Raw genomic sequence first — 15,813 nt, 5'->3', positions numbered from 1 at the left:
TCATTCGTTTGCAAACAGAGGGGTGGAGAAGTAGCGCTCTGCGGTGTCCGGAAGTACGGTGACAACCGTCTTTCCTTTGCCGAGTTTTCTGGCGAGCTTCAGCGCAGCCGCTACATTCGTCCCGCTGGAGATGCCGCACATAATACCCTCCAGACGGGCAAGATCCTTTGAAGTCTGAATGGCTTCCTCGTCGGTGACAATGTAGATGTCATCGTAGATTTCCCGGTTTAAGATATCCGGAATGACGCCGTCGCCGATTCCCATCTGCAGATGAGTGCCGATGGTGCCGCCGGCCAGGATTGCTGCGTTTTCCGGTTCGACAGCCCAGATGACCATATCGGGGTTCTGCGCTTTCAGCACCTCGCCGATGCCGGTGATGGTGCCGCCGGTGCCGATGCCGGAGCAGAAGCCGTGGATCGGTCCTGCAACCTGTTCAAGGATCTCAAGCGCTGTGTGGTGGCGGTGAACCATCGGGTTTGCCGGGTTTTCAAATTGCTGCGGAACATAAACATTGGGATTTTCTTTTTGCATGCGAAGTGCCGTTTGCAGGCATTCTTCGATGCAGGCGCCGATATTTCCGGCGTCGTGGATCAGAATTACCTCTGCGCCGTAGTGGCGTACCAGCTTTCTGCGCTCCTCGCTGACGGAATCCGGCATAATGATGATGGTGCGGTAGCCCTTCACCGCGCCCACCAGCGCGAGTCCGATTCCCTGGTTGCCGCTTGTCGGCTCGACAATGATCGTGTCCTTATGGATCAGACCGCGTTCCTCGGCGTCGCAGATCATATTGTAGGCAGTGCGCGTTTTGATGGAGCCGCCCACGTTCAGTCCCTCAAATTTTACAAGAATTTCCGCATTTTCCGGGCTGTTCATCCTCCCGAGGCGGACGATGGGAGTGTGCCCGATTGCTTCCAGAATGTTTGAATAAATCATCGTATTTACCATGCCGCAGAAGATGCGGCATCCTTTCTCGTTCCATGAAATATCTCTTATTACTATATGCCACACGGGATTATGCTGTCAAGTTTCTTTTTCTTGCACGCCAGAGGAAAAAACATTATAATGAGCAGGAAAGAAAAGGCGGGAAGGAGAATAGTTATGGGACTGACGACGCTTTGTTATATAGAAAAGGAAGACGCCTATCTGATGCTGCACCGGGTGTCGAAAAAACACGATGTGAACAGGGATAAGTGGATCGGCATCGGCGGGCATTTTGAAAAGGATGAAAGCCCGGAGGAGTGCCTGCTGCGTGAGGCGCGGGAAGAGACAGGGCTTGTACTTACCAGCTACCGCCTGCGCGGGATCGTGACGTTTGTCTGCGCCGGCTGGGAAACGGAATATATGTTTTTGTATACGGCGGACGGCTATGAAGGAGAGATGACAGACTGCGACGAGGGAAAACTGGAGTGGGTGAAAAAATCAGAGCTGTCCGGGCTGAACCTCTGGGAGGGCGATTACGTTTTCTTCCGCTTGCTGGAAGAGGAAAAGCCGTTTTTTTCGCTGAAACTGGAATATGAGGGCGACCGCCTGAAACGTGCCTGCCTGGACGGGGAGGAATTGCCGGTGTCCGGAAGCAAAACGACCGTCATCTGATGCGGAATTTGGCGGCTGGCTGATGCGGGAAAACGGTTACAGGAGCGAACTGACGGCGACTGATGTGGGAAAAGCGGTCACAGGAGCGAACCGGCCCGCCGTCTGATGCGGAAAATGCGGTTACAGGAAAAAAGAGGTGGAAAATGAATAAGAAAGAAATTGCAGAGATAAAAAAACAATACACACAGGAGCGCTGTCCGATCAGCCGTATCTGCGGCTGCTACGTGGATGGGGAGAAGAACAAAAAAACGCAGTTTCGGGAAGCATTTTTATCATTACCGGAGGAGGAATTTTTTAAATATCTGAATATCTTCCGCAAGGCAATTTCCGGGACGATCGGCAAAAATCTGCTGAACATGGAATTCCCGCTGGAGACAGAAAAAGAGGACGGTACGCAGGCGCTGCTCATGAAGCTGAAATATTCGGGGCTGCAGGACGACGGCATCCTGGAAGAATTTTATGACAGAATCATTGATTCCTATTATTATGCCGGAAATTATCTGATCCTGCTGATGTATGCGGTGTATGATATTCCGGGAAAAGCATCCGACAACCAGGAGATGTTTGACGCGTCGGATGAGGTTTACGAGCATATTATGTGCTGTATCTGTCCGGTAAATCTGGCAAAGCCCTGTCTGTCGTATAATGAGAAGGAAAACTGCTTTTCCAGCCGCACGCAGGACTGGCTGGTGGAGATGCCGCTGATCGGTTTTCTCTTCCCGGCATTTCATGACCGCAGTGCAGATATTCACAGCATCCTTTACTACAACCAGAAGCCGGAGATGCCGTGCAGCGATTTTGTGGATAGTGTGCTTGGCTGCGTGCTTCCGTTGACGGCGGGGAGCCAGAAAGAAACCTTTCAGGTACTTGTGGAGGAAACACTGGGAGATGCCTGTGATTATGAGACGGTGCGTACAATCCACGAAAATCTGAATGAAATGATCGAAGAGCAGAAAGAGGAACCGGCGCCGCTCGTGCTGGGCAGGCAGGAGGTAAAGCGGCTGTTTGAGCAGAGCGGCGTGGCGGAGGAGAAAATGTCGCAGTTTGACGATCGATTTGAGGAGGCGGCAGGCGAGCAGACGTCATTTGTGGCGTCAAACGTGGCAAATACCAGAAAATTTGAAATCAAAACAAAGGATGTGATCGTGCAGGTCAATCCGGCAAGGAGCGACCTGGTGGAAACGACTGTGATCGACGGCAGAAAATGCCTGGTGATAGAATTGACAGACGAAGTTGAGGTAAACGGGATTCCGGTGAAATAAAAATTCCCTCTTGAAATTCAGAACAAATGTTCGTATAATGGAAGCAGGAGGGAGGCAGAGGCGTATGCAGGAAAAGAGCCGCACATACATCGCAATTGATTTAAAATCTTTTTACGCCTCGGTAGAATGCCGGGAGCGGAACCTTGACCCGATGACGACGAATCTGGTCGTTGCCGATGCAGCGCGGACGGAGAAAACCATCTGCCTTGCCGTTTCGCCGTCCCTGAAGGCATACGGGATTCCCGGAAGACCCCGTCTGTTTGAGGTGGTGCAGCGGGTAAAGGAGGTAAATGCCGGGCGGAAAAGAAATGCGCCGGGGCATAAGCTGACGGGCGCTTCCTGGGATGATACGGAATTGAAGCAGCATTCGGAGCTTGCGCTGGATTACATTATTGCACCGCCGCGGATGGCACACTATATTCGGTACAGCACGCGGATCTACAATATATATTTGAAATATGTTGCGCCGGAGGATCATCATGTTTATTCGATCGATGAGATCTTTCTGGATGTTACGGATTATCTTGGCACCTACAGGCTTACCGCGCGGGAGCTTGCTGAGAAAATTCTGGCAGACGTTTATGAGACGACCGGAATTACGGCGACGGCAGGTATCGGGACAAATCTGTATCTCTGTAAGGTGGCGATGGATATTGTGGCAAAGCGTATGCCGCCGGATAAAAACGGCGCCCGCATCGCAGAGCTTGATGAACTTTCTTACAGGCAGCTTTTGTGGGACCATCGGCCGCTTACCGATTTCTGGCGCGTCGGCGGGGGCTATGCCAGAAAGCTTGAGGCGAACGGCATGTTCACCATGGGAGATGTGGCGCGCTGCTCCATCGGAAAGCCGGAGGAGTACCACAACGAAGCGCTGCTGTACAGGCTGTTCGGCATAAATGCCGAGCTTCTGATCGATCACGCCTGGGGCTGGGAGCCATGTACCATCGCGGATATCAAAGCGTACAAACCGGAGTCAAACAGTCTCGGAGCCGGCCAGGTGCTGCACTGTCCGTACAGCAATGAAAAGGCGGCGCTTATCGTGCAGGAGATGGCAGACCAGCTTGCTCTGGATCTGGTGGATAAACGGCTTGTCACTGACCAGATGGTACTGACGGTCGGGTATGATATTGAAAATCTTTCCGACCCGGAACGGGCGAAAAAATACCGCGGAGAGATTACGGAGGACCGCTATGGACGCAGGGTTCCAAAGCATGCGCACGGCACCGCAAACCTGCCGGAGCCGACTTCTTCTGCAAAGCGTATCACGGAGGCGGTGATGGAGCTGTACGGCAGGATTACCGATGAAAAACTGCTGATCCGCAGAATTACGCTTACAGCAAATCATGTGACGGAGGAAGGACTGGCAAAGCGGGAGATACAGTATGAGCAGCTTGATTTGTTTACGGATTATGCCGCTCTGGAAAAACAGCAGCAGGAGGAGAGAGCCGCCAGGGAAAAGGAACGGAGAATGCAGCAGGCAATGCTTGATATTCGCGGCAAATACGGAAAAAACGCTATTTTAAAAGGAATAAATCTGAAAGAAGGGGCGACTGCCAGAGAGCGGAACGGTCAGATTGGAGGACACCGGGCATGAAAGGGGAATGCAGAGAAACGGCAAAGAACAGAAAGCGGGAACAGGCGGCGCAGGAGCAGAAGTGGCGGTATGAGGATATTCTTTATCTGCCGCACCCGGAGCCTGTCACGCATCCGCGTATGCCGCTGCGGGACCGCGCGGCGCAGTTTGCGCCCTTTGCCGCGCTGACAGGACATGGTGAGGCGATAGATGAGACGAGAAAGCAGCATGAGCAGCGCTATACTGCGGGCTCTTCTGCGCAGGGCAGTACGCACGAATCCATTTAAACATGCCATGCCGTCAGAGGAGCAGCTTATCCTTTGCTGTCCGGACGGATTTTTTTCTGCTTCCGGTATTCTGTCGGGCTGACGCCGATCCACTTGCGGAAGGTTTCCGCATAGTAGCTGGATCCATTGAATCCCACGAAAAGGGCAATCTCAAGAACGGACATATCGGAATACCGCAGAAGTTCTGCGCTTTTGTCCAGACGATACCGGTTCAGATAGGCGTTAGGCGTCTGACCTAGGTAGGCGGAAAACAATTTACAGCATTTGCTCTGCCCAACTGCCCCCGCGGCGGCAATTTCATCAAGAGAAATTTTGCGCCGGTAATTTTCCTGGATAAAGCCGACCATATTTTTGACAATCGCAAGATTGCTGTTTCCGGGATCGTCTTTGATTTCTGCTTCTATTTCCATATTTTCCCATAACAGCGACCATATGGTCAGAAAAGAGGACTGCACTCGGAGGGGTGCGGTCTTTGGTTTTTGTATCCGGTACATATAAAGAAGCTGGTGGTAAATTTCCTTCTGCCACGGCACATTTTTATCCAAAAGAACATAGGGCGGTCCGGCGCTGCTGATAAAGGGCAGTACGAAATCACGGTCATACGAGGATGTGGCGTGAAGAAGCGTCGGGTGCAGAAGAAAACAGATAAAATCACATTCGGTCCGGGAATCGGAAAACCCGAAATGCATCTGCCTTGCATTTACCAGTATTCCGCCTCCGGACGTCATAGTTACGATCTCTTCATTTACATGATACTTCATTTCCCCGGAAAGCACCGCAATAAATTCAATATCCTCGTGCCAGTGGATGGGCGCGGCAAAGCCCGGAAAATAGGAAAGAAGTCCTCGGCGGATATAAATGGGATAATCCGGGATAGTGTAGTGTACATTTTCTGAATAATCATCCTTTACCTGTACTATCGTCACCATATAAAAACCTCGCAGGATTGTTATATATACACGCAGTAATATGAATGAACAGGCATATTACGCACGATATAATGATAAATAATTATGTATCTATCATTATAATGCATGCCGGCGGTTCCGTCAAATGCAAACATGCGGGAAGAAGGTTCTCAAACCCTCTGCGGGGTACCGTTCACAGTAACCTCTGCGGAGCATATTTCAGGCGGATCTGTGAATGGTACTGCAAACGGAGAAGAGGGTATCGGGAAGGGAGCAGCAAAGGCTATGTTCAGAATAGCGGTTGTAGAGGATGAAAAGTTTTGTGTAAATCAGATTCGGGAATATCTGGAACGATATGAGAAGGAATACGGAGCGGAGTTTGTGATGACGGTTTTTGGCGACGGAGAGGATATCACGGACGGCTACGACGGAAAATATGATGTGATATTCATGGACATTCGTATGCGCTTCATGGATGGCATGACGGCGGCGCGAAAAATCCGGGAGCTGGATGAAAAAGTCGTCATCATATTTGTTACGAATCTGATCGAGTATGCTCCGAAAGGATATGAGGTTGGAGCGATGTACTATATTTTAAAGCCGATTAATTACTTTGACTTTTCTCAGAAGCTAAAAAGAGCGCTTCAGAAGGTTGAGAAAAAAGATCAGGTGTATGCGGTGATACCAACCGGGGAGGGCGTGCAGAAAATAAATATTTCCCAAATTTATTACATAGAAAGCCAGAGTCATAACGTATTGTTTAAGACGGCGGAAGGAAATATTTCTACCCGCTCGTCTTTAAAGGATCTGGAGAATACAATGGGAAAATACGGATTTTTCCGCTGTGGGAAGGGCTTTATGGTAAATTTGCGCTATGTGGACGGCATTTCGGGAGGAAACTGCATTGTCCGGGAGGAAAAAATACCTGTCAGCCGTTCGAAGAAAAAAGAATTTATGCATGAGCTGACAAATTATGTAAGCGCATTGTAAAGGGAAAAATCCCGGTGACTGCATAAAATGCATTTCATGCCGTTTTTTTGCATTTTGTGACAAAAATGGCAGAGAGGATGCATTTGTGATAGTGTATTTACACAAAAAAATTAGCATTTCGTCAAAATGCAGGAGAAAAGGAGAGGAAGTTATGAGAAGGAAACAACTAATCACAGCACTGACGGCTTCCGTCATGGCTCTGAGCATGACTGCGTGCTCGGGTTCCGGCGGTTCTTCACAGAAGGAGACGAGCGCCGTAGCGGAAACAACGGCGGAAGCGGTCGAAACGACAGAAGCATCGGCAAGCGACCCGTACAAGACAGCCAGCGCGGCGGCAAGTGACCCATACAAGACAGCCAGCGCGGCGGCAAGCGATCCGTACAAGACGGCAGGCGCGGCGGCAAGCGACCCATACAAGACGGCAGGCGCGGCGGCAAGCGACCCATACAAGACAGCGGGCGCAGCGGCGGAAACCGAAGCAGAGACCGAAGCGGAAACGACAGAGACGGAAACCGAAGCGGCGGAAACGGAAAAAGAGACGGAGGACGCGGCGAAGGCGGACACAGCAGAAGCTTACCTTCCGGAGGACGGAGAAAAGTATACAGTAAAGGTGACGGACGATAACTGGCTTCTGGTGGAAAATAAAGACGGCGATACGTTGGGAATGTCACAGACCTCCGGCGTAAAATTGATTGAGGACGACGGATACGCCTTTAAGGATCTGGATCAGGACGGCGAGCTGGACGTATACGAGGACTGGCGGCTTTCCGACGAGGAACGCGCTGAGAACCTGGCATCCCAGATGAAAGGCGCGGAGCTGGCGGCCGTTCTGTCTCACGGCGGCTGGGGTGATTTCACTACCGAATCTCTGGCGGAGGACGATGAATCCTACACCTTCCTTCAGGCGGGCGGACGCGGCGGCGTAAGCCGGAATATTTCACAGGGCGGCGGAAACCACGCAAAATGGGCAAATGTCATTCAGGAAACGGCGGAAAGCTGCTTCTATGGTATCCCGGCAATGATTTCGATTGACCCGGCAAATATTTCCGGTCTGATAGAAGGTGTTTCCCTTGCTTCCACAATGGATCCTGAGCTGGCAGCGCAGATCGGGCAGGAAACGGCGAAGCAATACCGCGCGGCGGGCGTTACCGCTCTTTTGGGACCGCAGGTGGATATTGCGTCCCCGACGATGAACCGTGCGGGCGGCACATACGGAGAGGATCCGCAGCTTACGCTGGATATTGCTACGGCATATGTGAACGGAATGCAGTCCACTTATGACGAAAACGGCGAAGACCTTGGCTGGGGCAAGGATTCCGTTTACTGCTTTACAAAGCATTTTGCGGGTGCGGGCGCTACCGAAGGAGGACGTGACGACCACAATAATTGCGGACGTTACGCGGTGTTCCCGGGCGACAATTTGGAAGCGCATCTGATTACATATTTTGACGGCGTGTTCCATCTGCCTGGCAAAACGGGAGCCTCCGGCGTTATGACGGAGTATGCAATCAACGTTGACGCGGACGGAAATCCGTACGGCGGAGAATGGGCGGGAGCTTACAACTCCTATATCAACGGACTTCTGGATGCATACGGCTACGATAACCTGCAGATTACCGACTGGGGCGTTTTCCAGTTCGCAGGCGTATGGGGCGCGGAGGATCTGGAGGAAGCGGATCGTATTGCACTTAGCTGGGAAAAAGGCGCGAATCTTCTGGGCGGATACGGTTCTATGGACGTAGTCGCGGCGGCATACGACGCACTGGTAGAGCGCAACGGACAGGACGAGGCAGACGAGATCCTGCGCCATGCGGCAAACAATTTCTTTGTTACGATGATGCGTCTGGAAATGTTCGAGCAGCCTTACAGCGATTCTGCTTATGCGGATTCCGTTATTGCCAGCGAAGAAGCGACTGCGTATGGTCTGGAAACGCAGAAAAAATCTGTGGTTATGATTAAAAATGACGGTACGATCAGCGAAAAAGAGGCTTCCGACGAAAAACCGACCGTATATGTACCGTATGTGTATAACAATGGTTTCAGCGTAAGCTGGATGACGGGCATTTCACAGGGAAATCCGTCCTGGACGCCGGGCATGGATCTGGAAATTCTGGGAGAATACTTTAACATCGTTACGGATACCATCGGCGATCCCGCAGGGGAAGCGGATGCAGACGGCAACGCTACCTATACAAAAGAAGACATTGTGCGCGCCTCTGCAGAGGATATCGCAGAGTGCGATTACATTCTTGTGGGCATGACGGGAGCGTTCACCATGTCCTATGATGCGAATATGACCGGGGCTTTCAGCGGCCAGACGGCGTCAATGGAAAATGACGAATGGTATCCGGCATCCCTGCAGTATGCAGAATATACGGCGGATACGGCGAGTGAGGTATCCATTGGCGGAAAGATTCTGGAAGACGGCACGAAGGAAAACCGTTCCTACAAGGGAAATACCGCGCCGGATGACGCAAACTACGGACATCTGGAGGCTTTGCAATATGCAGACTCTGTTGCAGGCGATATTCCGGTCATTGTTTCCATGAAGATGGAACGCGGCATGACATGGGATGAAGTCGAGCCGCTGGCGGACGTTATCCTTGTAAGCTATAATAAACAGCACACGGAAGCGGTCGCTGAGATTCTGCTGGGGCAGACAGAGCCGAACGGTTTACTGGTATTCCAGCAGCCTGCTTCTATGGAGGTTGTAGAAGCGCAGACGGACGACGTTCCGCGCGACATGGAGTGCTATACGGATGCAGCGGGCAACACGTATGACTTTGCTTTTGGTATGAACTGGGCGGGAGTAATAGAAGACGAGCGCACGGAAAAATATCTGGCAGAACCGTTGAGCAGCGTGGAGAACTTTGACTATCCGGCGTACGCAGAAGCGTATACGGAAGAATAAGCTTCACACGGAAATGGAAAGGAATGAGAGGGAATGTTATCTATCAATATGGAAGATGTCCAGAAGGCGATAGAAAGCTGTAAGTCACAGCTCATCTTTCTGGGAGTAGTCCTCGCGCTGGCGGTCGTTGCATTGATCGTTGCCGCGGTAATGAAAAAATGGCGCAGATCCACAAGGTTTATGGTGCGCACCCAGGTCGGTATCGCGGCGCTTCTGGGAATCGTGCTCACAGTCAACATGGTTTGCATGGGTCCGATGAATACTATGCTCACGCTTGCAACGGGAGAGGGGAGCATTTCGGAAAAAAATATTGAGCAGGCGTATCAATATGTGGATGATATCAGCGCGGAAGGGATGATTCTTCTGGAGAACGACGGGCTTCTGCCGCTGGAGAACGGGAGCCGGCTGAATGTTTTCGGCTGGTCCTCCACACACCCGGTCTTTGGCGGCGTTGGCTCGGGGGCAATCTCGGATCAGTATGAGATTGTCGATCTGCTGGGCGGGCTGACGCAGGCAGGTTTTGAGATAAATGAGGAGCTGGTGGATTTTTACAACAATTATAAGGATGCGCGTCCGGATATTGGAATGTTCGCGCAGGACTGGACACTGCCGGAACCGAACGTTTCCGCATATTCGCAGGAAATGATTGACAATGCAAAGAGCTTTTCCGATACTGCGGTGGTGGTGATTTCCCGTCCGGGCGGTGAAAATGCCGATCTGCCGACAGACATGACGGCGGTTGTGGACGGCTCGTGGAGAATGCAGGATGCTACCACCGGGAATGCCTACTTCAACGGCGTCTATGACGATACATTAAACGAGGGCAGCGACTGGGAGGAAGGACAGCATTATCTGGAGCTTAACAATCGTGAAAAAGAGCTTCTGGATCTGGTGTGTGAAAACTTTGAAGACGTTGTGGTAGTGATTAATGCAAATAACGCGATGGAGCTTGGCTTCTTAAAGGATTACGAGCAGATCAGAGGCGCGATCTACGCGCCCTGCCCGGGACAGAGTGGCTTTACGGCTCTTGGAAAAATCCTGGACGGCGAGGTGAACCCGTCTGGCCGTACTGTGGACACCTTCCTTGCGGATCTTACCGCCGCGCCCTGCTACAACAACTGGGGTCAGTTTACCTATGACAATATGGAGGACTATGCATTTGTTTCCACAAGCTGGTTTACGGGAGAAGACCAGACTACGCTGCCTCAGTTTGTAAACTATGTGGAGGGCATTTATGTAGGCTATAAATTTTATGAAACCGCTTATGCGGAAGCGGAGGCGGGCAATATGGAGTTCGATTACGACGCGCAGGTGGTCTATCCCTTCGGCTACGGTTTAAGCTACACACAGTTTACACAGGAAATGAGCGACCTGCAGGTGAACGGGACGGATATTTCCGTAGACGTTACGGTGACGAATACCGGAGATGCGGCGGGCAAGGACGTGGTAGAGCTTTACTATAATCCGCCCTATACGAACGGCGGCATCGAAAAGGCGGCGGCAACTCTGGTTGCCTTTGATAAGACGGAGCTGCTTGAGCCGGGCGAATCTCAGACGCTCACGCTTACCATTAAGGCGGAGGACATGGCGTCCTACGACGAGAGCGGAGAGGGGTGCTATGTGCTGGAAGCCGGGAATTACGTGATTTCCATCCGCAGCGATTCCCACACAATCATTGCAGAAAAAATCTATAAGCAGAAGGAAGAAGTGCGCTATGACGGAAGCAATCCGAGGGAAAGCGACGAAACCGCCGCGACGAATCAGTTTGCGGACGCGACCGGAGACAATGTGATCTACCTGTCCCGGGCGGACGGTTTTCAGAATTATGACGAGGCGACGGCGGCTCCGGCAAGCCTGAGCATGAGCGATGAATATAAGGCTGCCTTCGTTTACAATGATAATTACGATCCGTTGGAGCACAATAACGACGAAGACGAGATGCCGGTTACAGGTGCGAAGAACAATCTGACACTTGCCGACCTGCGGGGCGTGGATTACGACGATCCGCAATGGGATGCGCTGCTCGACCAGCTTTCCGTACAGGATATGGATGCGATGATCGCTTACGGCGGTTATTCTACCACAGCAATTGATTCTGTGGGCAAGGTGGGAACTACTGATTGCGATGGTCCGGCATCGATCAACAACAACTTTACCGGAAAAAGCTCCATCGGTTTTCCGGGAAGCGTTTTGATTTCTTCCACATGGAATACGGACTGCTCCTACAATTTCGGAAGCAGTATCGGGCAGATGGCGGATGAAATGGACGTATCCGGCTGGTATGCCCCGGCGATGAACAATCACCGCTCCGCTTTCTCGGGACGCAACTTTGAATATTTTTCAGAGGACGGTGTTTTGGCGGGCTACATGGCAGCGGGCGCGGTACAGGGCAGCGCGGATCAGGGTGTTTACGCTTATATCAAGCACTTTGCCTTTAACGATCAGGAATCCGGGCGCAACAGTGAGATCTGCACATGGTCCAATGAGCAGGCGCTTCGCGAAATTTACCTTAAGCCGTTTGAAATCTGCGTAAAGACAATGCGGGACGCGGGTGGCGCGGCAGGCGGCCATCCGCTGGCGGTGATGTCCTCCTTTAATTACATCGGTACGCAATGGGCAGGCGCGGATTACGGTCTGCAGACGACGGTTCTCCGGGACGAATGGGGCTTCCGGGGAATGGTGCTCACAGATTACTATGGCGTTTACGGATATATGGATGCCGATCAGGCAATCCGTGGCGGCACGGATATCTGTTTATCGCCTATGGACACGGCAACGAACCATCTTACTGATACTACAAGCGCAACCTCTGTTAAGGCGGCGCGCCAGGCCTGCAAAAATATCATGTACACAATCGTCAACAGCCGCGCGTATGCGGACGAAAATCTGAATCCGGGTATGCCTGACTGGCAGAAGCTTCTGGTTGCGGCGGACGTTGTACTGGTATTGCTGGCAGCCGCGCTGGAGGTTCTCATATTCCGCGGTTTTAAAAAGAGAAAAAACAGCGTAAAGATTGAAGTTGCAAATTAAAAACAGTTCAGACGGGCTGCTGCACAGATGCAGCAGCCCGCCGTGTTTTACAGAATAAATGATTCAGGAGGAATTATGAAGCATCCGGATTTGATCTTGAAAATGACGATAGAAGAAAAGGCGGCTTTTTTAAGCGGGAAGACGGTCTGGCAGACGAGAGAATATCCGCGGCTTGGGATTCCCGCGATTTCCTGTTCCGACGGACCGCACGGGCTGCGCAAACAGGCGGGAGCGGGGGATCATCTCGGTCTGAACGCCTCTCTTCCGGCGACCTGTTTTCCCACGGCTGCGACGATAGCGAACAGTTGGGATGAAAAGCTGGGCGAGGAAATCGGAGAAAAGCTGGGAGAGGAGGCTCTGGTACAGGACGTGGACGTTCTGCTGGGACCGGGACTGAACATAAAGCGAAGTCCCCTCTGCGGGAGAAATTTTGAATATTTCTCGGAAGATCCGTATCTTGCGGGAAAGATGGCGGCGGCATATGTGCGCGGCATACAAAGACAGGGCGTGTACGCCTGCCCGAAGCACTTTGCAGTCAACAGTCAGGAGGAACGCCGTATGGCGATGAACGCTGTGCTGGATGAGAGAACCCTGCGGGAGATTTATCTTACCGGCTTTGAAATCGCTGTAAAGGAGGGCGGTGCAAAGGCGCTGATGACCAGCTATAATGAGATAAACGGTGTTTATGCGAATGAAAGCAGACATCTTCTTCTGGATATTTTAAGAGGCGAGTGGAAATTTGACGGAATGGTGGTGACGGACTGGGGCGGTTCCAACGACCATGCGGCGGGAGCGGCGTGCCGCTCCGATCTGGAAATGCCCGCGCCGGGACTGGACAGCGCCCGGGAGATTCTGGAGGCGCTGGAAAAGGGCACTCTGACGAAGGCGGAGCTGGATACCTGCGTGGACGATCTGCTGGACGCCGTGCTCACCCTCTCAGAAAACGCAAAGAAGAAAAAGGAGAGTTTTGACGTGCAGGAGCACCATGCGCTGGCGAAAAAGGCGGCGGCGCAGAGCGCGGTGCTTTTGAAAAACGAAGGAAATATGCTGCCGCTTAAGCCGGGGAATAAAGTGGCGCTGATCGGAGATTTTGCGGCGGAGCCAAGATATCAGGGCGCGGGCTCCTCGATGGTGAATCCCACAAAGCTGGAAACCATGCAGGAGCTGATCGGGCAGTATGGCTTTTCCGAGGTGAAGATTTCCCGGGGATATTGCCGCACGGGAGAGGCGAACGACGTGCTGAAGCAGGAGGCGCTGCGCATGGCGGAAGGGGCGGATGCGGTGATTTTCTGCTTTGGCCTGGACGAGCTGAGCGAATCTGAGGGGCTGGACCGCACGCACATGAGGATACAGCAAAACCAAATTCATCTTCTGGAGGAGCTGGCAAAAAGAAATCCGAATATCGTGGGCGTGCTCAGCGCGGGGAGCGCGATCGAAATGCCGTGGGAAAAATACTGCCGCGCAATTCTGCACGGGTATCTGTACGGGCAGGCGGGAGCCGGGGCAATGCTGGATCTGCTGACCGGAAAATGCAATCCTTCGGGGCATTTAAACGAGACGTACCCGCTTTCTCTGACAGATACACCCGCATACCGGTATTTCCCGGCAAAAAACAGAGATTCCCAGTACCGGGAGAGCATTTATGTAGGATACCGCTATTACGATACAGCAAAGGTACCGGTGCGCTATCCCTTCGGGCACGGGTTATCCTATACCTCTTTTTCGTATTCCGGGCTGCAGGCGGATGAGCATGGCATTTGTTTTACGTTGACCAATACCGGAGCGTCGGACGGCGCGGAGGTGGCGCAGATGTATGTTTCCCTGCAGGAAAGCAGGATTTTCCGGCCCGAAAAGGAGCTGAAGGGATTCTGCAAGATATTCTTAAAGGCGGGAGAGAGCCGGACGGTCAGAATCGGCTTTGACGACAAAACCTTCCGCTACTGGAACGTAAAAACGAACTGCTGGGAGACGGAGGGCGGCGTTTATAAGATCCGTGTTGGCTCGTCCTCGGCGGACATCCGTCTGGAAACAACATGGAGCGTGAAGGGAACCACGGAGGATTTTCCGGAAACATACAACGAAAAAACTATGCCTTCGTATTATTCGGGACAGATACGGCAGACGCCGGACGAAGAGTTTGCGGCGCTTCTGGGCCGTCCCGTGCCGGAGGAAAAGCAAACGGCGCTGCTGGATAAAAACGACGCAATCTGTCAGATGGGCAATGCGAAAAGCGGGGCGGCAAGACTGATATACAGGATATTGACGTCTATGAAGGAAAAAAGCGAGGCGAAGGGTAAGCCGAATCTGAATATCCTGTTCATTTACAATATGCCCTTCAGGGGCATCGGGAAAATGACTGGAGGCGCCGTGAGCCGCGAGATGGTGGACGGCATAGTGACGGCAGTGAACGGACATTTCTTCCGGGGAATCGGAAAGGTTGTGGGAGGCTTTTTCCGAAACGCAAAGGCAAATAAGGAATATGAAAAGAAGCTGGAGGGATAAAACAATGGAGGGAATAAAAGAAAAATGGCTGAAGGTATGGGGGTCTTTCTGCGAAAAGCATCCGAAGCTTTCTAAATGGGTATATCAGATTTTTTACTTTTTTGTATTCAGTATGATGGTGACGATATTTCAGTACATTGTATTTACTTTTATGCCGGGGATGCTGGGAAAAGAGCTTGCCGGAACGGAATTTATGTGGCCGCAGATTCCGATGAAGCTGTTCGGAGTGGAATTTACGTGGAGCCTGCTGGGATACAATGTGCTGTATGACGCGGCGGGAGAGGTGATGATCGGCGGCGGGCTGGGGTATTTTATCAGCTATGAAACGGGTTCCTTTCTCGCACAGTGCATCAACTTTCCGCTTCAGAGAAACATTACGTTTAAGAGCAAGGGAAATCCGGCGTATCAGGCGATGTGGTATTTTATCGCATGGGTTATCATATCCCTGATCTGCAATGGATTTAATAATCTGTGGATGCCGGTTGCAGCGGAATATGTCTCCCCGGCAATCTATAATATACTGGTGACGTTTATTACCGGAGGCGTATCCATGGTTATTTTCTTTTTCGTATTTAAAATTATCTTTCCGGAGGGAGAAAGCAGAAAAGATAGATGATTTAGGACAAAATATACGGCGGGCACGGAAGGCTTCAGAACAAATGAGCACAGGCATCCCGGCGGGACAGTGACGCACCATAAGGTCACTGCGTCGCTGAGAGGACCGAATCCGGAATCCGTACCCGCCGGAAAGATACCG

The 15,813-nt window shown here is 51.9% G+C and carries 11 protein-coding genes; 9 read left to right on the top strand and 2 right to left on the bottom strand.

Features of this window, described 5'->3' with window-relative positions; translation table 11 throughout:
* A complete protein-coding gene (cysK, locus tag ACLU9Q_RS08600) occupies positions 1-933 on the bottom strand; it encodes a cysteine synthase A (RefSeq protein ID WP_296838677.1) in 933 nt (310 codons plus the stop codon).
* Between the two features lie 129 nt (positions 934-1,062).
* Here cysK and ACLU9Q_RS08595 point away from each other — a divergent pair, with 129 nt between their 5' ends.
* The 4 genes from ACLU9Q_RS08595 (at position 1,063) to ACLU9Q_RS08580 (ending at position 4,715) form a co-directional block, all read left to right on the top strand.
* Positions 1,063-1,593: an NUDIX hydrolase gene (locus tag ACLU9Q_RS08595; protein ID WP_412625013.1), complete on the top strand. Its 531-nt coding sequence runs from the start codon at positions 1,063-1,065 to the stop codon at positions 1,591-1,593.
* A gap of 143 nt (positions 1,594-1,736) precedes the next feature.
* Positions 1,737-2,855: a DUF4317 domain-containing protein gene (locus tag ACLU9Q_RS08590; protein WP_296838671.1), complete on the top strand. Its 1,119-nt coding sequence runs from the start codon at positions 1,737-1,739 to the stop codon at positions 2,853-2,855.
* A gap of 64 nt (positions 2,856-2,919) precedes the next feature.
* On the top strand, positions 2,920-4,449 hold the full coding sequence (locus ACLU9Q_RS08585) for a DNA methylase (RefSeq protein ID WP_302591914.1): 1,530 nt from the start codon (positions 2,920-2,922) through the stop codon (positions 4,447-4,449).
* On the top strand, positions 4,446-4,715 hold the full coding sequence (locus tag ACLU9Q_RS08580) for a hypothetical protein (protein WP_302591915.1): 270 nt from the start codon (positions 4,446-4,448) through the stop codon (positions 4,713-4,715). Before ACLU9Q_RS08585 ends, ACLU9Q_RS08580 begins: the two co-directional genes overlap by 4 nt.
* A 26-nt stretch (positions 4,716-4,741) precedes the next feature.
* Here ACLU9Q_RS08580 and ACLU9Q_RS08575 read toward each other — a convergent pair whose 3' ends face one another.
* Positions 4,742-5,644: a helix-turn-helix domain-containing protein gene (locus ACLU9Q_RS08575; protein ID WP_302591916.1), complete on the bottom strand. Its 903-nt coding sequence runs from the start codon at positions 5,642-5,644 to the stop codon at positions 4,742-4,744.
* Between the two features lie 210 nt (positions 5,645-5,854).
* On the opposite strand from ACLU9Q_RS08575, the gene ACLU9Q_RS08570 reads away from it, so the two are divergent.
* The 5 genes from ACLU9Q_RS08570 (at position 5,855) to ACLU9Q_RS08550 (ending at position 15,672) form a co-directional block, all read left to right on the top strand.
* Positions 5,855-6,613, top strand: a complete 759-nt coding sequence (locus tag ACLU9Q_RS08570; RefSeq protein ID WP_302591917.1) for a LytR/AlgR family response regulator transcription factor — start codon at positions 5,855-5,857, stop codon at positions 6,611-6,613.
* Positions 6,614-6,764: 151 nt separating this feature from the next.
* Entirely contained in the window at positions 6,765-9,524 is a 2,760-nt protein-coding gene (locus tag ACLU9Q_RS08565) for a glycoside hydrolase family 3 N-terminal domain-containing protein (RefSeq protein ID WP_302591918.1), read from the top strand.
* 33 nt (positions 9,525-9,557) lie between these two features.
* Positions 9,558-12,554, top strand: coding sequence for a glycoside hydrolase family 3 C-terminal domain-containing protein (locus ACLU9Q_RS08560; RefSeq protein ID WP_302591919.1), 2,997 nt, complete (start codon positions 9,558-9,560; stop codon positions 12,552-12,554).
* Between the two features lie 75 nt (positions 12,555-12,629).
* Positions 12,630-15,056: a beta-glucosidase family protein gene (locus ACLU9Q_RS08555; RefSeq protein ID WP_412625012.1), complete on the top strand. Its 2,427-nt coding sequence runs from the start codon at positions 12,630-12,632 to the stop codon at positions 15,054-15,056.
* Between the two features lie 4 nt (positions 15,057-15,060).
* Positions 15,061-15,672 carry a hypothetical protein gene (locus ACLU9Q_RS08550; RefSeq protein ID WP_302591921.1) on the top strand — a complete coding sequence of 204 codons (612 nt, stop codon included), beginning with the start codon at positions 15,061-15,063 and terminating at the stop codon, positions 15,670-15,672.
* Positions 15,673-15,813: the final 141 nt, after the last annotated feature.

It is taken from the genome of Marvinbryantia sp. (assembly GCF_047017445.1).
Lineage (GTDB): Bacteria > Bacillota > Clostridia > Lachnospirales > Lachnospiraceae > Marvinbryantia.
This window is presented reverse-complemented; position numbering and strand designations above follow the sequence as displayed.